Source organism: Bradyrhizobium sp. SMVTL-02 (genome assembly GCF_051853005.1).
Classification (GTDB): domain Bacteria; phylum Pseudomonadota; class Alphaproteobacteria; order Rhizobiales; family Xanthobacteraceae; genus Bradyrhizobium.
Genome location: NZ_CP182469.1, coordinates 437,177 through 455,200, shown reverse-complemented (window position 1 = coordinate 455,200; position 18,024 = coordinate 437,177). Strand labels below are relative to the sequence as shown.

Genomic DNA, 18,024 nt, shown 5'->3' with positions numbered 1-18,024 from the left:
GCCGGCAATAGATCGTCCAAAATTTAAGCTAAGCCTCTGAAGCTATTTGCTAATTCTCCAGGTCGAATTTCTCGGTTTATGGCATCCCCGTACCCCTCCCGGGGGTCTCATCGTGCGGGCCTCGGCCGGTTATGTCCGTGACGTCCATCACATTTGTTTTTCCTGCGAATCCGGGTAGCTTTTCAAAGACTTGCAGGGGGGTGGGCGGACGCGTGCGCGCTCCCGCTTCCGGGCAAGGCCCCGCGACCAGGTATTTCATGAGCTTTCATTATTTTGCCGGCGCCGCCTGCCGGGCGCTGACGGCGCGGAAGGACGGTCCCTCTCTCTATGAGGTCTGCGATCCCGTGCTGGCGGCCAGCACCAGCGGCGATCCGCATCTGGCAAAATTCTATAAGACCGCGCTGGGCAATCCCGCGCTGCGGATGCTGCTCCGCCGGGCCGGACTGCCCGAGCTGCGCGACGAGACGAGGCTCGCGCGGCTGCGCGAGGCGCTCACGCGCGCCCGCGATGATGCCGAGCCGGATTGGGCGGCGGTCGGCCAGCCCGTGGCCGATCTCGTCGACAGCATCGCGCTCGATCACCCGAAGCCGCCGCCGGCGATGTTCACCGGCACCATGCCGCAGCCCGCTGAGATCGACGCCGTGATCCGCGACTGCGCGCAGCACCTGCTCGGCTCGTACCGCCGAAACGGCTTCCTGCCGACCTATGCCGCCTTCAACCTGATCGGCGACCCCGACTGCCGCGGCCGCGAGCTGATCATGGCGCTGACCGGGCTGAACGCGCGCGGCTACAAGAACTCCTCCCTGCTGTTCAACTTCGCCCGCGTCTTCATCGCGCGCTCGCACGCGCGCGCCGTGGTCAATCCGCCCTGGAAAGGCATCGCCGAGCCGATGTGGGAGCCGGTGCAGATCCGCCACCGCTCGGCCTATTACGATGCGTTCTTCATCGAGGCACTGCTCGGCTATGTCGAGACCGGGCTCGCCTCGCCGGGCGACAAGATCGCTGCGGAGCGCGCCATCGCCGACATGGTCGATTTCTGCGTCAACATCAGCCGCGAGGAAGTCGAGGGCTTGGGCGGCGCGCGCTTCAACGTCATCACCGCGCTCGCGCCCGCGCCGCATCCGCGCTTTTCCCGCTTCTTCGCCCAGATCAAGCAGGACCTCGGCTTCGGCGTCTACGTGCCGGATTGCGACACCACGGCATGCTCGATCTCCGCGGCGACGCAGGCCGGCTGCCTTGATGCGATCATCGACCAGCCGCTGCTCGACTTCTACAGCGGCTATCAGGTGCGTGCGGGTGTCAACGCGCCGCGCGTCACCGTGCCGCTGAACGACAATATCGACTATGAAGGCGGCGTCGCCACCTGGATCGACAATCTCAAGGGCGAGCGGCCCTACGGCAACGATCTCGATCCGACGCTCAATCTCGACATTCTCGAGGTGAGCTTCCGCAACCTGACGCGCTGGAAAATATTGGAAACACCGACACGGCTCGCCACGGTGCAGCGGATCATCGGCTTCCAGAAGCGGCTGGCAGCGAGCGGCGCCTTCGCCAATCCGCGCTCGCACATCTATTATCTGCCCGAGCTCTACAGCGCCTATTTCGGCCGCTGTTATGCGGCGTTCCTGGCGCTGCCGCTGGCGGCGCAGGCGGCGATCGATCCGGACGGCGATTTCGATTTCATCCGCCACCGCGTGCTCACCTACGTCAAGGGAGAGCTGATGGGCGCGGAGATGAACGTGTTCGACGCCGCACTGGCGCTGATCGCGCTCGGCCATCTCGGCGCCGACCCGCGTGCCTTCGCACCGGCGCTGAACGTCATCATCGATGCCATCGGCGAGGGCGGCCGCCGCGGCCCGTTCCGCGCCTATGAATGGAACAAGATGAAGACGCCGACGCGGATCCTGGTCGGCGGCCCGGAGGTAACCTCGGCCTTCGTGCTGATGGGGCTGGCGGTGGCGAAGCGGGCGATGGCGCGGGGGTGATCATCTTACCCTCCCGCTCCAGGGAAGGGTAAGAGAGAGCCGCAATGACGGGAAGTTGAAAGCCCGTCCGTTAGGCGGATGCTGGCCGCGCGGCCAAAAGCCGACCACAATTGCGCGGCTTATCGAGATTTCCTGAACACCGGACCGGCATGCTGCGAAAATTCCTGATTGCGCTGTCCTTGCTCGCCCCGTCGCTCGCCCAGGCCGCCGACATCACCGGCACGGCAAAGGTCCGCGACGGCGATTCGGTCGTGATCGGCAATACGCGGGTCCGGCTCGGCGGCATCGACGCGCCGTCGTCCGACCAGCTCTGTCTCAACACCAAGAGCGAGCGCTGGACTTGTGGCGTGGCGGCGCGCGAGGAGCTCGCCAAATACACCGAAGGCAAGACCTGGGTCTGCCACACCCGCGCGATCGACCGGCGCGGCCGCACCGTGGCGCGCTGCGAGGTCGGCGGCGAGGACATCCAGAAATGGCTGGTGCGCAACGGCTGGGCACTGGCCTACACCCGCGTCTCCAAGGACTATGAACCCGATGAAGTCGCCGCGCGCGAGGCAAAAGCCGGCATGTGGCAGGGCGCCTTCATCGCGCCCTGGGACTGGCGCGTGCGCAACAAGAAAACCGCCATCCTGGGCGCCACCAAGCCGCCGGAGGGCGCGCATGCCGTGCTGCTCGCTTCGGCCTCGGGGCCGGTCGCGCCCTCGCCCGACTGCACCATCAAGGGCAATGTGAACAGCGCCGGGGAGTGCATCTATCACCAGCCGACCAGCCGCTGGTACACCCAGATCAAGATGAAGATCAGCAAGGGCACCCGCTGGTTCTGCTCGGTGGAAGAGGCGGAAGCCGCCGGTTGCCGCGAGACCAAGAGATAACCCAGTTCAGACCTGCGTTTTCCGGGCTTTTCCTGGCTCCCAGCGCCACGTAAAAGCGTGAATCAACGACACCATCCTGTTCTCAAGCAACAAGGACCGACAGCAATGACCGTTCGCGCGGGCCGGGAATTTCTGGCCATCCCCGGGCCCACCACGATGCCCGACGAGGTGCTGCGGGCGATGCATCGTCCGGCGATCGACATCTACTCCAGGGAGATGCACGAGCTGACCGATACGCTGCTCGCAGACATCTCGAAGCTGTTTGCGACCAAGGGCAAGTCCTACATCTACATCGCCAACGGTCACGGCGCCTGGGAAGCGGCGCTGAGCAACGTGCTGTCGCGCGGCGACAAGGTGCTGGTGCTGGAGAGCGGCCGCTTCGCGATCGGCTGGGGCAATGCGGCGGCGCTGATGGGCGCCGAGGTCGAGGTGCTCAAGGGCGACTGGCGCCGCGCGGTGCGGCCGCACGAGGTCGAGGAACGCCTGCGCCGCGACAAGGAGCACAAGATCAAGGCGGTCGTCGTCGTCCAGGTCGACACGGCATCGGGGGTGCAAAACGACATCGAGGCGATCGGCAAGGCGATCAAGGCGAGCGGCCATCCCGCGCTCTACATGGTCGACACCGTTGCCTCGCTCGGCTGCATGCCATTCGAGATGGACAAATGGGGCGTCGACGTCGCGATGTCCGGCTCGCAGAAGGGCCTGATGACGCCGCCCGGCCTCGGCTTCGTCGCGGCGAATGCGCGCGCGCTCGAGGTGCAAAGGAAGGCCGATCTGTCGACGCCCTATTGGAGCTGGAGCGAGCGCGAGGGCACCGAGAACTATCGCAAATATGCCGGCACCGCGCCGGTGCATCTGCTGTTCGCGCTGCGCAAGGCGATCGACATGCTGCACGAGGAAGGGCTGGAAAACGCCTTTCGCCGCCACAGCCTGCTCGGCGAAGCCGCGCGCCGCGCGGTCGCGATGTGGTCGGAAGGCCAGGTGCTCGGCTTCAACGTTGCGGAGGCGAGCGAGCGCTCCAACACCGTGACCACGGTGACCATGAACAACGGCCACGATCCCGCAGTGCTGCAACGCTATTGCAAGGACAAGTGCGGCGTCGTGCTCGGCACCGGCATCGGCGACCTCTCCGGACAGGCCTTCCGCATCGCCCATATGGGCCATGTGAATGCGCCGATGCTGCTCGGCACGCTCGGCGTGATCGAGATCGGATTGAATGCGCTGAAGATCCCGCACGGCAAGGGCGGACTGGAAGCAGCGGTCGCGTATCTCGGTGAGGAGGTGGCGGCGTAAGGGGTCTCTGCGAAGGGCCTCGCTTATTCTTCCTTCTCCCCTTGTGGGAGAAGGTGGCGCGAAGCGCCGGATGGTTGTTTCCGCGAACGCAAGAGCGAGTTGGGCTTGCGGACAGATACCCTCACCCGTCTCGCCGCTCCGCGGCGAGCCATCCTCTCCCGCAAGGGGGCGCAGGCGGGGAGAGGTGAAGAAGGGCGACGCCGCGACACGTACCTGAACGAGGACCGAGTGACACAAGCCGACACACCTTCGAAGCCCCCCGTCGCCCCGCGCCGGCCGCATTCCTTCACGCGGCACGGCATCACCGTGACCGACGATTATGCCTGGCTGAAGGACGCGAAGTGGCAAGAGGTTCTGCGCGACCCCAAGGTCCTCGATCCGGACATCCGCAAATATCTGGACGAGGAGAACGTCTACACCGAGAGCCTGCTCGGCCATACCGCGGCGCTGCAGAAGACGCTGGTCGGCGAGATGCGCGGACGAATCAAGGAGGACGATTCCAGCGTGCCGTCGCCGGACGGGCCGTTTGCCTATTTCCGCAGGTTCCGCGAAGGCGGGCAGCACGAATTGTTCGGCCGCATGCCGCGCGACGGCGGTGAGGGCGAGATCGTGCTCGACGGCGATGCGCTCGCAAAAGACCACAAATATTTCAAGTTCGGCGGCAGCCGGCACTCGTACGATCACAAGCTGCAGGCCTGGAGCGCGGACACCAAGGGGTCGGAATATTTCTCGATCCGCGTGCGCGACTGGGCCACGGGCAAGGATCTCGACGATCTCGTCGAGGAGACCGACGGTGGGGTGGTCTGGGCCGCCGACTGCAAGAGCTTCTTCTATGTGAAGCTCGACGACAATCACCGGCCGATGCAAGTGTGGCGACACAAGCTCGGCACCAGGCAGGCCGACGATACGCTGGTCTACGAGGAGCAGGATGCCGGCTGGTTCACCCATCTGCACGAGAGCACCAGCGGCCGGTTCTGCGTGATCGCGGGCGGCGACCACGAGACGAGCGAGCAGCGGCTGATCGATCTCGCAAATCCCGAGGCGCCGCCGCGCCTCGTCGCAGCGCGCGAGGAAGGCGTGCAATATTCGCTCGCCGATCGCGGCGACGAGCTGTTCATCCTCACCAACGCCGACGACGCCATCGACTTCAAGATCGTCACCGCGCCGCTTGGCTCGCCCGAGCGGGCGAACTGGCGCGACCTGATCCCGTATCGTCCCGGCATCTACATCATCGATCTCGATCTCTATGCCGGCCACCTGGTGCGGCTGGAGCGCGCCAATGCGCTGCCGTCGATCGTGATCCGCGATCTCGCGAGCAAGGAAGAGCACGCCATCGCCTTCGACGAGGCGGCCTATTCGCTGGATACGATGGGCTCCTACGAATTCGAGACGACGAATCTGCGCTTTGCCTATTCGTCGATGACGACGCCGTCGGAAGTCTACGACTACGACATGGTCAGGCGCACGCGCACCCTGCGCAAGCGACAGGAGATTCCGTCAGGCCATAACGCGGCCGACTACGTCACCACGCGCATCATGGCGAAGTCGCATGATGGCGCCGAGGTTCCGGTCTCGATTCTCCATCGCCGCGGGCTCAAGCTCGACGGTACGGCGCCGCTGCTGCTCTACGGCTACGGCTCCTACGGCATGGCGATGCCCGCCTCCTTCAACGCCAACCGCCTGTCGCTGGTCGATCGCGGCTTCGTCTACGCCATTGCCCATATCCGGGGCGGCGCCGACAAGGGTTGGGGCTGGTATCTCGACGGCAAGCGCGAGAAGAAGACCAACACGTTCGACGATTTCGCCGCCAGCGCCCGCGCGCTGGTCGATGCGAAATATACCGGCGCGAAACGCATCGTCGGCCATGGCGGCTCGGCTGGCGGCATGCTGATGGGCGCGGTCGCCAACCGCGCCGGCGAATTGTTCGCCGGCATCGTCGCCGAGGTGCCGTTCGTCGACGTGCTCAACACCATGCTGGACGACACGCTGCCGCTGACCCCGCCGGAATGGCCGGAATGGGGCAACCCGATCGAGAGCGAGAAGGATTTTCGCACCATCCTGTCCTACTCGCCCTACGACAATGTCGCGGCGAAGGACTATCCGGCGATCCTGGCGATGGGCGGCCTGACCGATCCGCGCGTCACCTATTGGGAGCCCGCCAAATGGATCGCGCGCCTGCGCGCCACCATGAAAGGCGGCGGCCCGGTTCTCCTGCGCACCAACATGGGCGCCGGCCATGGCGGCGCGTCGGGGCGGTTCGACCGGCTCGATGAAGTCGCGATCGTCTATGCGTTCGCGCTGTGGGCGGCGGGAATGGCGGAGGCCTGATCTCCCTCTCCCCCGTTTCTTACGGAGAGAGGTCGGGGTGAGGGGCTGCCTCCGCAATCACGGTGAGAGACGGACTGCGCGGAGAGCCCCCTCGCCCGGAATCCACGCTTGCAGCGCGCATTCCGGCCTCTCCCCGCACGCGGGGAGAGGCGAAGTGACTACCTCCCGTTCCTCTTCCGCCACGCCGCAAAATCGGTGAGCGTCTGCGGATCGGTCGCCGGATAGAGACCGAAAATGCTGCGGCCCTTGCCGACTTCCTCGGTGACGAAGTCCTCGAACGCGGTCATCTCGAAGGTTTCGCTGGCGATCTCGTCGGCGAGATGAGCGGGGATCACGATGACGCCGTCGGCATCGCCGAGGATGACGTCGCCGGGAAACACCGGCGCGTCGCCGCAGCCGATCGGGACGTTGATCTCGATCGCCTGGTGCAGCGTCAAATTGGTCGGTGCGCTCGGGCGATGATGGTAGGCGGGAATGCCGAGCCTGGCGATCTCGGCGGAATCGCGAAAGCCGCCGTCGGTGACGACGCCGGCAACGCCGCGCTTCATCAGCCGCGTCACCAGGATCGCGCCGGCCGAGGCCGCACGCGCATCCTTGCGGCTGTCCATCACCAGCACCGCGCCAGGCGGGCAATCCTCCACCGCCTTGCGCTGCGGATGCGAGCGGTCCTTGAAGACGTCGATGGTGTTGAGGTCCTCGCGCGCCGGCATGTAGCGCAGCGTAAAGGCCTCGCCGACCATGGTCGGCTGGCCGGGGCCGACGGGATGCACATCCTGGATCATCTGGATGCGCAGGCCGCGCTTGAACAGCGCGGTGGCAACCGTGGCGGTGGAGACGGACTTGAGCTTGTTGCGGGTGGCTTCGGAAAGTTTTGACATGTAGTGCTCTCTTTTCTCGTCATTCCGGGGCATCGCGAAGCGATGGGCCCGCAATCCATACTCCCGATCGTGGTTATGGATTCCGGGCTCGCCGCTTCGCGGCGCCCCCGAATGACAGGTTGCTAGTAAATCGACGGCTCGCCAATCGGCGCGCCGAAATCCGTCTCCAGGAAGTCGAAGTCGCAGCCGTCATTGGCCTGCTTGATGTGCTTGGTGAACATCCAGCCATAGCCGCGCTCGAAGCGGCGCTCGGGCTGCTTCCAGGCGACGCGGCGCTTTTCGAGCTCTGCCTCGGGCACATCGAGATTGATGGTGCGGGCTGCGACGTCGAGGGTGATGCGGTCGCCGTTCTGCACCAACGCCAGCGGGCCGCCGATGTAGGATTCGGGCGAGACGTGCAGGATGCAGGCGCCGTAGCTGGTGCCGCTCATGCGCGCGTCCGAGATGCGCACCATGTCGCGCACGCCCTGCTTCACGAGTTTTGTCGGGATCGGCAGCATGCCCCATTCCGGCATGCCCGGGCCACCTTGCGGCCCGGCATTGCGCAGGATCAGAATGTGATCCTCGGTGACGTCGAGATCGGGATCGTCGACCGCCTTCTTCATCGAAGGATAGTCGTCGAACACCAGCGCCGGCCCGGTATGCTTAAGGAAGCGCGGCACGCAGGCACTCGGCTTGATGACGCAGCCGTCAGGCGCGAGATTGCCCTTGAGCACCGCGAGCGCGCCTTCCTTGTAGATGGGATTGTCGACCGAGCGGATCACGTCGGCATTGTGCACTTCGGCACCGTCGATGTTCTCGCCCAGCGTCTTGCCTGTTACCGTGACGCAGTCGAGATGCAGATGCTGTTTGATCTGCCCCATCAGCGCCAGCAGGCCGCCGGCATAGAAGAAGTCCTCCATAAGATAGGCATCGCCGCTCGGCCGCACGTTGGCAATGACAGGCACCTTGCGGCTGGCGATCTCGAAATCGTCGAGCCCGATGTCCTGCCCGGCGCGGCGGGCCTGCGCGATGAGATGAATGATCGCATTGGTGGAGCAGCCCATCGCCATCGCGACCGCAATCGCGTTCTCAAAGGCTTTTCGGGTCTGGATCACCTTCGGCGTCAGATCCTCCCAGACCATCTCGACGATGCGGCGGCCGCATTCAGAGGCCATGCGGATGTGGTTCGCGTCGGCAGCCGGAATCGAGGAGGCGCCGGGCAGGGTCATGCCGATCGCCTCAGCAATCGCGGTCATGGTGGAAGCCGTGCCCATGGTCATGCAGGTGCCGTAGCTGCGGGCGATGCCGGCTTCGATGTCGAGCCAGTCTTTTTCCGAGATCTTTCCGGCGCGGCGCTCGTCCCAGTATTTCCAGCCGTCGGACCCGGAGCCGAGCGTCTTGCCCCTCCAGTTGCCGCGCAGCATGGGACCTGCCGGCAGGTAGATCGCCGGTATGTTCATCGAGGTCGCGCCCAACAGCAGCGCCGGCGTGGTCTTGTCGCAGCCGCCCATCAGCACGACACCGTCGACGGGATGGCTGCGCAGCAGCTCTTCGGCGTCCATCGCGAGCAAATTGCGATAGAGCATGGTGGTGGGCTTGAGCAGCGATTCCGACAGCGACAGCGCCGGCAATTCCAGGGGCAGGCCGCCGGCCATCAGGATGCCGCGCTTGACATCGTCGACGCGCGACTTGAAGTGCATGTGGCAGGGCTGGGCGTCCGACCAGGTGTTGAGGATCGCGATGATCGGGCGGTCCTTCCACTCCTCGGGCGCGTAGCCCATCTGCATGGTGCGGGAGCGATGGCCGAACGAGCGGAGATCGTCGGGCGCGAACCAGCGCGCGCTGCGGAGCTGATCGGGTGTTTTCTTCTTGGTCATGACTGCGTGCCCCATTTCTGGACGGTGTTCCGCTCGATTGCGCGGAAGATCAGGTTCTCGACAAAGAGCCCGATGATGATCACCGTCAAGAGCCCGGCGAAGACCGCCTTGAGCGAGACGGCAGACGTGGGCTCCCTCTCCCGCTTGAGGGAGAGGGTTGGAGAGAGGGTGCGCTTCCGCAGTGAGACTCCCCACGAGGAGAAAGCTCTCACCCGCGCCTTCGGCGCGACCTCTCCCGCAAGCGGGAGAGGTTCGAACGAGCCCGCGGCCGGTGGCTTAATGCTGCTCTGCGTTAAACCACGCAGTCGCCTTTCCGGCCGCGATCATCGGCATCGTCGCCGTCGCGCCGGTCCACCGGACCGGTGCACAGCCTGAGAGATGGCCCGGGCCTCGGTGGCGAGGCGTTCGGCCACGCCCGATACCTGGTTCGCGGCCCCCATCACGTCGTCGGGCGAGCGGTTGGTTTCTGCAATGGCGCCGGAGACAGCACCGATGCTGGTTGCCAGCGTCTGCGTTCCCGATGCCGCCATCTGGACGTTCTGCGAGATCTCCCGCCGGATAGCCGACGGGGTGAAGGGCGCGAACGCGGCCTTGTCCGAGGTTCCGCCTCATATGCACGCAAGAGTGCGTATGATCTGCGAGGCATGGTCTCTCCGGGGTGGCAGGAAGGGCAGTCGGAGCAAACGCGAGGCGCTTGCGGCGCAGCCAGAATCCGCGCAACAATTTCGCATTTGTGATTTGAGGTCGCTGGAACGTTCCATGCGACCCGGAGGATTCTTGACGTGGCCAACATCCTGATCGTGGATGACGACCCGGCCGTGCAGATCACCGTCCGGCTGCTTCTGGAAAGGGCCGGCCATCACGTCACTGTCGCTGGCGATGGCCACAAGGGGCTTGCGCTGTTCGAGGCCAGCCCGTTCGACCTGCTGTTTCTCGACATCTTCATGCCCGCCATGGACGGGCTGGAGACGATGCGCCACATCCGGGCGCTGGCCCCCGGCACTCCTATCATCGTCGTTTCCGGGCGCTCGATCACGCCGGACGTCTATGCGGAGCCGGATTTCCTGAAAATGGCGACCAGGCTCGGCGCGGTGGCGAGTCTTCAGAAGCCGTTCCGGCCCGACGCGCTGCTCGCCGCGGTCGATGGCTGCCTGAAGTCGAGCGAGCCGGAAGAATCCGATGTCAGTTCCGGCCGCCGATGACGAGCCCCTCCTTTCTGCACCGGACCGGAGCAGGCGCGGCCGTCCGGCAGGTCCTGCGAACGTCCGCATGACGCTCGCAACGCGGCTGGCGATCGCGATGATCCTGCTGGTGGCGATGACCGTGGGCGCCGTCGGCTGGCTGGGCTATCGCAACATCACGCAAGCGGTCATTCCGCGAGTCCTGGAGCGGGTCGAGGCCCAGTCACGCCTGCTGGCCACCAATCTGGAATCCTACGTCGCCGGCGCTCGCGGCGATTTGACCGGCTATCGCTCCGCCGCAGCCATCAACGGCCTGATCCGCGCCCACCTCGGTGGAGGCATTGACCCTACCGACGGCGTTTCGGAGCAGACCTGGCGCGAGCGCATCGCGGCGCGGCTCGTAGCCGAGATCGAGGCCAAACCCAGCTATGCGCAGTTTCGCGTCATCGGTCTCGACGATAACCAGCGCGAGCTGGTCCGCGTCGATCGATCCGGCCCGAATGGAACGGTACGGATCGTCCCCGACAGCGAACTGGAGCACAAGAGCGAGCGAGCCTATTTTCAGGAAACGATACGGCTGCCACCCGGCGAGGTTTATGTCTCGTCCATCGATCTTGCCACCCGCCAGGGCGGCACGACGGGCCTCCACATCCCGACTCTTCGCGTCGCGATGCCCCTGTTCACGTCGGACGGCAAGCCGTTCGGGATCGTCATCGCCAATATCGACATGCGTCCCGCGCTCGACCGCGTCCGCTCGACCAGGAGCCCGGGAGGAGAGATATACGTCGTGAATTCGCGCGGCGACTATCTCGTCCATCCCGACCGGACGCAGGAATTCGGCTCGTTGCGCGGCCACCCCACTGATTGGCGCAAAGACTTTCCTTTCTTGTCGGCGCTGGCCGGCACGCCGGACCTAGTCACGCGGCTCACAACCGACGAGTCAGGCCGGCCGAGCGGCGCGGCGATCGCGCCGGCGCTGCTCGCGGGCAAGGAGTGGGTCGCCATCATCGTGACCGTTCCCCCGTCCGTCTTCGGTCGCGTGCCGGCTGCCATTCAAAAGACGTCCCTTCTCGTCGGGATTCTTGCCGTGCTCGCCGCGGCCGCGCTCGCGGTGCTGCTGGCGCGCTCATTGACTCGTCCGATCGGGCGCCTGACCGCGGCGGTGGAGGCAATCGGCAGCGGGCGGCCCGCGGACATTCCCGTCGACGCGAGCGGGGAGACCGGCGTGCTGGCGCGGGCCTTTGCCCGGATGGTCGAGGAGACGCAGGCGAAGACGGCCGCGCTCGAACGCGAGATCCGGGAGCATCGCCGCACCGAGGCGGCACGAAGCCATCATGCGGCGCGCGAGCAATTGTTCAGCGCGGCCGTCGAATCATCCGACGATGCGATCGTCATGCAATCGCTCGATGCCGTCATCACGGGATGGAATCCCGCCGCCGAACGTCTCTATGGCTATACGGCGAGCGAGGCGATCGGGCAATCCACCGCGATCATCGTGCCGCCCGACCGCCGCGAGCAGGGCAAGGACTATCTTCGACGGATCGCCCGGGGCGAGCCGATCGAACGCTTCGAGACGATACGCCTGCGCAAGGACGGCACGCCGGTCGAAATCTCGCTCAGCCTCTCACCGATCAAGGGGCCGTCGGGCGAAATCGTCGGCGCCTCCGGAGTCGCGCGCAGCCTCACCGAGGCGCGACGGGCCGAGCGGGCGCTGCAACAGCAGCTCGAGGAGCGGCGACAGCTTTTCGACGCCTCGCAGGATCTGATCATGATCATGGACCCGGCGGGCCATGTCGTGCAGGTCAGCCCGAGCTGCGAGGCCATTCTCGGCTACCGGCCGGACGAGATGATCGGCCGCAGCGGCGCGGACTTCGTCCATCCCTCGCATCTCAAGCGATCCCAGGAGGAGATGCGCGCGCTCAGGCGTGGCGAACACCCGAAGCTCGGCGACACCCGCTGCTTCCACAAGGACCGGCATGAGGTCTGGCTGTCATGGCTCGGCAACTGGTCCGAGAAGGCCAAGCGCTTCTTCTTCGTCGGCCGCGACATGACCGAGGCGAGACTCGCGGAAGAATCCCTGCGCGAGAGCGAGCAGCTCGCGCGCAACATCGTCGAGACCGCGCTCGACGCCTTCGTCCAGACCGACGAGCGCGCCATCATCCTGGCCTGGAGCTCGCGGGCCGAAGAGCTGTTCGGCTGGCGCCGCGACGAAGCGCTGGGCCGCAGCTCGATCGAACTCATCGTCGCTCCCGGTGACCGTGACAAGTTCAGCGAAGGCCTTGCGCGCTACCTCGATTCCAGAGACGGCCAGATGATCAACCGCCGCCGCGAGCTGATGTGCTGCCGCCGCGACGGCACGGAGTTCAAGGCCGAGCTGAGCGTCACGGCACTGAAGCGTCGCGAGGGCATCCTGTTCAACGTCTTCTACCGCGACCTCACCGACAAGATCGCGGCCGAGGAGCGCATCCGCCACGCCGACAAGATGGAGGCCGTCGGCCAGCTCACCGGCGGCGTGGCGCACGACTTCAACAACATCCTCACCGTGATCACCGGGACGATCGAAATTCTCGGCGAAGCGGTGGCCAAGGAACCCGAGCTCGCGACGATCACCAGGATGATCGACGAGGCGGCCGGACGCGGCGCCGAGCTGACCCAGCACCTGCTCGCGTTTGCGCGCAAGCAGCCGCTGCAGCCGCGCGAGATCGACATCAACTCGCTGATCGTCGACACCGCCAAGCTGCTGCGGCCGACGCTGGGCGAGCAGATCCAGATCGAATCGGTGTTCGAGGACGAGAGCTGCGTCGCGATCGTCGATCCCAACCAGCTCACCACCGCGATCCTCAACCTCGCGCTCAATGCCCGCGATGCCATGCCCGGCGGCGGCAAGCTGATCTTGGAGACGGGCACCGCCTATCTCGACGAGGTCTATGCCAGCGTCAACGATATCAGGCCCGGCAACTACGTGCTGATCGCCGTGAGCGATACCGGCACCGGCATTCCGGCGAACATGCTGGCGCGGGTGTTCGATCCCTTCTTCACCTCGAAGGGACCGGGCAAGGGCACCGGGCTCGGGCTTTCCATGGTCTACGGCTTCATCAAGCAGTCCGCCGGCCACATCAAGATCTACAGCGAGGAAGGCCACGGCACCACGATCAAGATGTACCTGCCGCCGGGCCAGACCGCGACTGTAGTCGGCGACGGCGTGACGCCCGCAACGATCGAGGGTGGACACGAGACGATCCTGGTGGTCGAGGACGACCGCCTGGTGCGCGACTACGTGCTCGCGCAACTGCATGCGCTGGGCTACGTCACCCTGCAGGCTGCGAACGCCGCGGAGGCGCTCGCGATCGTCGCCGCCGGAAAATGCTTCGACCTGCTGTTCACCGACGTCATCATGCCCGGCAAGATGAATGGACGGCAGCTCGCCGACGAGATGATGAAGACGCGCCCCGATCTCAAGGTGGTCTACACGTCAGGCTATACCGAGAATGCGATCATCCATCACGGCCGGCTGGATTCCGGTGTTCTGCTGCTGGCAAAGCCCTATCGCAAGTCGGATCTGGCGCGGATCATCCGCAGGGCGTTGACGGCTGAGGCACCGTAGCCCCGGATGAGCGAAGCGACATCCTGCGCCGGCAGTCCCGGGTGTCGCTTCGCTGACCCGGGCTACGACATCTCGCGTAAAAGCTACGACGCGCGCTGGGCCGCGGTCATCACGATGCGGATCAGGTCGGCGGCATTGCGCGCACCGAGCTTCTTCATGATGTTGGCGCGGTGGTCCTCAATGGTGCGCGGGCTGATGCCGAGGGTGCGGCCGGCCTCCTTGTTGGAGGCACCGGAGGCAAACTGCTCGAGCACCTCACGTTCCCTGCGCGTCAACGGCTCGCGTCCGGGGAAATGCAGCGAGCCGAATTTCGGCGACGCGTTCTCCGCCTGCCGGCGTGCATAAGCGCCGATCGCCTCGTCGAGACGACCGACGATCTCGCTGCCGCGGAACGGCTTCTCGATGAAGTCGAGCGCTCCGTTCTTGATGGCGCTCACCGCCATGGCGATGTCGCCCTGCCCGGAGATCATGAAGATGGGCGCCGGGTAATCCTCGCCGTGCAGCTCCCTCAGAATGTCGAGACCCGACTTTCCGGGAATGTGCACGTCGAGCAGGATCGCTGCCGGTGTGCGGTTTCGCGCAACGGACAGCAGCGCTGCACCGTCCGCAAAACAGATCACCTCATAGCCCGCCGCCTTCAACACCATCGACAAGGTGTCGCGAACGGCAGGGTCGTCATCGACTACGAAGATTTCACCGCGAGAGCTTTGTTCGGCCATGTGCCACACATCCAGTTGGCATGAAGGACTCGCGTCCGCGCCTCCCGTTATGGCGTTCGGCGCGGATTCGGCCCACCCGTATTTGTACGGGACATGGACTTAACGCACAAGTAGCGGGTGGGTGCCTTATTGCGGGAGACGGAGAATATCCATGCTAAATTACGCAGGCGCGCCCCCGCTCGCCGCGATGGCTGATACCGACAGCCGTCAGTTGATCGCAGCCGAACTTCGCTCTCTGATCGCGCGCATCGACCTCAGTATGCGTCTGATCGACGCGGCCATGACCGAGGACGACATGGAGCCGAAGGACGACAGCGCTACCGCGGGTTCCACCGAGATCTTCGTGCTCGACGACGTCACGCCCCGTTTTGCCACGGCAGGCGCCGCTCTCAACGCCTGCCGAGCGGAGCTCGACCGCGCCCTGCAGCAGCTGTAGTTATCGGATAATCCCGCGTAAGCCGCAATCGCGCGTTGTCTGCCGCGATCTACCGCATGGCAGCTCCGCGAGTCAGGCGCGGTGCCGCTCCACGATCGCGTCGGTCGCGACACCACCCCAGGTGTGAATCGCCGGCAGTCCCATCGCGGTCTTGCCGAGATTGGCGAGGCTGATGCGCAGGGCTGCGAGATCGAGCGGCTTCGGCAGGCTCTGCAGCTCGATCCCGACCGAACGGGCAAAGCTGCGGGCGGCGCTGCGGCGCTTGCCGTCCATGCCGCTGATGACGATCACCGCACCGGCGAATTTCGCCTCGGCCATCTCGCGCAGCACGTCGATGCCGTCGCCATCCTCCAGCACGAGATCCAGCGTCACGCAGTCGAAGCGCGCTGCGCGGAGCTTCTCGATCGCCTCGGCCACCGACGGCGCCACGGTGACCTCGTGGCCGGCCTGCTTGGCGGCGACGGTGATCAGGCTGCGCTGCGTGGCGTCGTCGTCCACGACCAGGAGCTGAAGCGCACGCCGCTCGGCGACGTCGGGCAGGTTCGATGTGACGGGGGAGAGGGAACTTCTGGGCATTGCCGGATCCTGAGATTGAGACGGGCAATGGATACACGGCGCGCGCTTCGGCCCCGTAAAACCGCTGCGGCAAATTCATCCGGATGTTTCAGCAAATATAAAGTAACTGGCGGAAAGAGCTGGGCGTGCCGGATCAGGCTGCCGCGTCGTGACCGCCGGCTGCGCCGCGCTTCTTGCGGTTCTTGCCGCGCAGGAACTGGATGTCCATTTCGGCGCCGTTGACCCGCACCAGCTCGCAGCGACGGTAGGCAAGGCCGGTCGACGACAGCAGCAGGAAGAACTCCTTCAGGTTCAGCCCCTGGATCGAGCCTTCAACCGTCAGGACCGCATCGGTGTCGGAAATGGCGTTGAGCTTGCAGTCGCGACGCCAGGTGCCGTCGATGGCCATGATGCAGACATCATAGCCGCGGCTGAACGTGACGCGTTCGGCGCCCTTGCCATCCTCGGTCATGCCTATCGTCCTGCCATCACCGCCATGCGCGCCGCCGCGCCGGCGAGCGCCGGCTTGGCAACCGCAGCACGCGGTTCGTTCGGCTTGTAGAGGCCACGCCGGTCCGGAATCGGCCTGAACGTATCGGTCAATCCGACCACGGTTTCCGCCGCGCCAAGCACCAGGAAACCGTCGGGCTCGATCTGGCGCGCCAGACGGTTGAAGATGTTGATCTTGGTGTCCTGGTCGAAATAGATCAGCACGTTGCGGCAGAAGATGACGTCGAACGTCCCGAGCTGGGCAAAATCATGCAGCAGGTTGAGCTGCCGGTGCTGGATCATCGCCCGCAATTCGGGATTGATCTGCCAGGTCTCGCCGGTCTGCTTGAAATACTTCACGAGCATCTGGATCGGCAGGCCGCGCTGCACCTCGAACTGGCTGTAGACACCGGCCCTGGCCTTCTCCAGCACTTCCTGCGACAGATCGGTGGCAATGATCTCGACCCGCCAGCCGGTGAGCGCCGCGGCCATCTCCTTCAGGCACATCGCCAGCGAATAGGGCTCCTGCCCGGTCGAGCCGGCGGCGCACCAAATCCGCACGCTGCGCTTGCCGGCGCGGGCCTTGATGATCTCCGGCATGATGTGGTCGCGGAAATGATCGAATGGGACCTTGTCGCGGAAGAAGAAGGTCTCGTTGGTGGTCATGGCCTCGACCACGTCGGTGATCAGCTGGCGCGAGCCGGCTTGCAGCTTCTGCACGAGCTCGGCGATGCCGGAGAGCCCGGCCTTGCGGGCGAGCGGCAGCAGGCGGCTTTCGATCAGATATTGCTTGTCTGCGGACAGGTCGAGACCGGAATTGTCCTTCAGAAACTTACGCAGATACTCGTACTCGGTCGGGGTCACGGATGGCCTCTCGGAAAGCTGTACTGGAACACTCTGGCCCAAACACTTTGGGCCAGACACACTCAGACCATGGCTTGTCCGACCGGGATCAAACCAACTTCAGCGAACTTGTCGGCGATGATGTCCTTGTCGAACGGCTTCATGATGTACTCGTTGGCGCCGCCGCTGAGCGCCTGAGCGATATGAGCCACGTTGTTCTCGGTGGTGCAGAACACCACCTTGGGCTGGTCGCCGCCGGGCAAGCGACGCATGTGGCCCATGAACTCGAAGCCGTCCATGACCGGCATGTTCCAGTCGAGCAGCACCGCATCGGGCAGCTGCCGCTGGCAGATCTCGAGCGCCTTCGAGCCGTCCTCGGCCTCGGTGACCTGGAATTCGAGGCCTTCCAGGATCCGGCGCGCGATCTTGCGTACGACGCTGGAATCATCGACCACCAAACACGTTTTCATTTCTGGTTCTCCGGCTTCGATGTTTTCGTTGGCTTACGCTGCCACTTGCACTTTGGTTTCGAGCTCGAGGACGCGATCGACGTCGAGCACGACCATGAGCTGACCGTCGAGGCGGTGGACGCCGCCGGCGAGCTTGGCCATGCGGGGATCGAGATTGACGGGGTTCTCTTCCTTGCCGTCCTCGGGCAGGCGCAGCACCTCGCCGATCTGGTCGATCAGCAAGCCATAGGATTCGCCGCGCAGATCGACGCCGACCGCCATCGGGGTCTTGCCGTCCTCGTCCCTGGGCAGGCCGAGACGCGAGCGCATGTCGACCACGGTGACGATGCGGCCGCGCAGATTGAGGACGCCGGCGATCTCGCGCGAGGACAGCGGCACGCGGGTGACGCGCTCGGGCATGAACACGTCCTGGACCCGGGAGATCGGCAGGCCGAACAGCTGGCCGCCGATCATCGCGGTGACGTATTCGACCATGGCGCCTCCGCCGGACTGGGTCTTGCTGCTCATAAGCG

General features: G+C 65.2%; 15 protein-coding genes and 1 pseudogene. 7 read left to right on the top strand and 9 right to left on the bottom strand.

Translation table 11 applies throughout. The annotated features are described in order from the left end of the window. Positions 1-257: 257 nt before the first annotated feature. The 4 genes from ACNJYB_RS02165 (at position 258) to ACNJYB_RS02150 (ending at position 6,478) form a co-directional block, all read left to right on the top strand. The gene (locus tag ACNJYB_RS02165; RefSeq protein WP_439372488.1) at positions 258-1,985 is read left to right on the top strand and encodes a hypothetical protein; all 1,728 of its coding nucleotides are present in this window, start codon (positions 258-260) and stop codon (positions 1,983-1,985) included. A 149-nt stretch (positions 1,986-2,134) separates the two neighbouring features. Next, on the top strand, positions 2,135-2,857 hold the full coding sequence (locus ACNJYB_RS02160; protein WP_439372487.1) for a thermonuclease family protein: 723 nt from the start codon (positions 2,135-2,137) through the stop codon (positions 2,855-2,857). 105 nt (positions 2,858-2,962) lie between these two features. Continuing rightward, complete coding sequence (locus ACNJYB_RS02155) at positions 2,963-4,150, top strand: pyridoxal-phosphate-dependent aminotransferase family protein (protein WP_439372486.1); 1,188 nt, start codon at positions 2,963-2,965, stop codon at positions 4,148-4,150. Between the two features lie 228 nt (positions 4,151-4,378). Beyond that, positions 4,379-6,478, top strand: a complete 2,100-nt coding sequence (locus ACNJYB_RS02150; protein ID WP_439372485.1) for a S9 family peptidase — start codon at positions 4,379-4,381, stop codon at positions 6,476-6,478. 158 nt (positions 6,479-6,636) lie between these two features. On the opposite strand, the gene ACNJYB_RS02145 is transcribed toward ACNJYB_RS02150, so the two are convergent. The 3 genes and pseudogenes from ACNJYB_RS02145 to ACNJYB_RS02135 all read right to left on the bottom strand — a co-directional run. Then, positions 6,637-7,356, bottom strand: a complete 720-nt coding sequence (locus ACNJYB_RS02145; protein ID WP_439372484.1) for a ribonuclease activity regulator RraA — start codon at positions 7,354-7,356, stop codon at positions 6,637-6,639. Positions 7,357-7,478: 122 nt separating this feature from the next. After that, positions 7,479-9,215, bottom strand: coding sequence for an L-arabinonate dehydratase (gene araD / locus ACNJYB_RS02140; protein WP_439372483.1), 1,737 nt, complete (start codon positions 9,213-9,215; stop codon positions 7,479-7,481). Next, positions 9,212-9,325 (bottom strand): annotated as a pseudogene (locus tag ACNJYB_RS02135) (ABC transporter permease); the annotation flags it as partial. The gene araD and the pseudogene ACNJYB_RS02135, both read right to left, overlap by 4 nt. 672 nt (positions 9,326-9,997) lie before the next feature. Here ACNJYB_RS02135 and ACNJYB_RS02130 point away from each other — a divergent pair. Further along, positions 9,998-10,417 carry a response regulator gene (locus ACNJYB_RS02130; protein ID WP_439372482.1) on the top strand — a complete coding sequence of 140 codons (420 nt, stop codon included), beginning with the start codon at positions 9,998-10,000 and terminating at the stop codon, positions 10,415-10,417. Then, positions 10,395-14,000, top strand: a complete 3,606-nt coding sequence (locus tag ACNJYB_RS02125) for a PAS domain S-box protein (RefSeq protein WP_439372481.1) — start codon at positions 10,395-10,397, stop codon at positions 13,998-14,000. The genes ACNJYB_RS02130 and ACNJYB_RS02125 overlap by 23 nt, the downstream gene beginning before the upstream one ends. Before the next feature lie 83 nt (positions 14,001-14,083). On the opposite strand, the gene ACNJYB_RS02120 is transcribed toward ACNJYB_RS02125, so the two are convergent. Beyond that, complete coding sequence (locus tag ACNJYB_RS02120) at positions 14,084-14,719, bottom strand: response regulator transcription factor (RefSeq protein WP_183248584.1); 636 nt, start codon at positions 14,717-14,719, stop codon at positions 14,084-14,086. Positions 14,720-14,870: 151 nt separating this feature from the next. Here ACNJYB_RS02120 and ACNJYB_RS02115 point away from each other — a divergent pair, with 151 nt between their 5' ends. Further along, complete coding sequence (locus ACNJYB_RS02115; RefSeq protein ID WP_439372480.1) at positions 14,871-15,155, top strand: hypothetical protein; 285 nt, start codon at positions 14,871-14,873, stop codon at positions 15,153-15,155. A gap of 72 nt (positions 15,156-15,227) precedes the next feature. On the opposite strand, the gene ACNJYB_RS02110 is transcribed toward ACNJYB_RS02115, so the two are convergent. The 5 genes from ACNJYB_RS02110 to ACNJYB_RS02090 form a co-directional block, all read right to left on the bottom strand. After that, a complete protein-coding gene (locus tag ACNJYB_RS02110; protein WP_018645938.1) occupies positions 15,228-15,731 on the bottom strand; it encodes a response regulator in 504 nt (167 codons plus the stop codon). Positions 15,732-15,864: 133 nt separating this feature from the next. Beyond that, positions 15,865-16,182, bottom strand: coding sequence for a PilZ domain-containing protein (locus tag ACNJYB_RS02105; protein WP_439372479.1), 318 nt, complete (start codon positions 16,180-16,182; stop codon positions 15,865-15,867). Between the two features lie 2 nt (positions 16,183-16,184). Further along, entirely contained in the window at positions 16,185-17,063 is an 879-nt protein-coding gene (locus ACNJYB_RS02100; protein WP_439372478.1) for a CheR family methyltransferase, read from the bottom strand. Positions 17,064-17,125: 62 nt separating this feature from the next. Continuing rightward, entirely contained in the window at positions 17,126-17,512 is a 387-nt protein-coding gene (locus tag ACNJYB_RS02095) for a response regulator (protein ID WP_028143851.1), read from the bottom strand. A 33-nt stretch (positions 17,513-17,545) separates the two neighbouring features. Beyond that, entirely contained in the window at positions 17,546-18,019 is a 474-nt protein-coding gene (locus ACNJYB_RS02090; RefSeq protein WP_439372477.1) for a chemotaxis protein CheW, read from the bottom strand. Between the last annotated feature and the right edge of the window lie 5 nt (positions 18,020-18,024).

Bases quoted from the DNA above. Each gene is read 5' to 3' on its own strand.
- ACNJYB_RS02165 (WP_439372488.1), top strand. From the start codon at position 258: ATGAGCTTTCATTATTTTGCCGGCGCCGCCTGCCGGGCGCTGACGGCG.
- ACNJYB_RS02160 (WP_439372487.1), top strand. From the start codon at position 2,135: ATGCTGCGAAAATTCCTGATTGCGCTGTCCTTGCTCGCCCCGTCGCTC.
- ACNJYB_RS02155 (WP_439372486.1), top strand. From the start codon at position 2,963: ATGACCGTTCGCGCGGGCCGGGAATTTCTGGCCATCCCCGGGCCCACC.
- ACNJYB_RS02145 (WP_439372484.1), bottom strand. From the start codon at position 7,356: ATGTCAAAACTTTCCGAAGCCACCCGCAACAAGCTCAAGTCCGTCTCC.
- araD (WP_439372483.1), bottom strand. From the start codon at position 9,215: ATGACCAAGAAGAAAACACCCGATCAGCTCCGCAGCGCGCGCTGGTTC.
- ACNJYB_RS02125 (WP_439372481.1), top strand. From the start codon at position 10,395: ATGTCAGTTCCGGCCGCCGATGACGAGCCCCTCCTTTCTGCACCGGAC.
- ACNJYB_RS02120 (WP_183248584.1), bottom strand. From the start codon at position 14,719: ATGGCCGAACAAAGCTCTCGCGGTGAAATCTTCGTAGTCGATGACGAC.
- ACNJYB_RS02115 (WP_439372480.1), top strand. From the start codon at position 14,871: ATGCTAAATTACGCAGGCGCGCCCCCGCTCGCCGCGATGGCTGATACC.
- ACNJYB_RS02110 (WP_018645938.1), bottom strand. From the start codon at position 15,731: ATGCCCAGAAGTTCCCTCTCCCCCGTCACATCGAACCTGCCCGACGTC.
- ACNJYB_RS02105 (WP_439372479.1), bottom strand. From the start codon at position 16,182: ATGACCGAGGATGGCAAGGGCGCCGAACGCGTCACGTTCAGCCGCGGC.
- ACNJYB_RS02095 (WP_028143851.1), bottom strand. From the start codon at position 17,512: ATGAAAACGTGTTTGGTGGTCGATGATTCCAGCGTCGTACGCAAGATC.
- ACNJYB_RS02090 (WP_439372477.1), bottom strand. From the start codon at position 18,019: ATGAGCAGCAAGACCCAGTCCGGCGGAGGCGCCATGGTCGAATACGTC.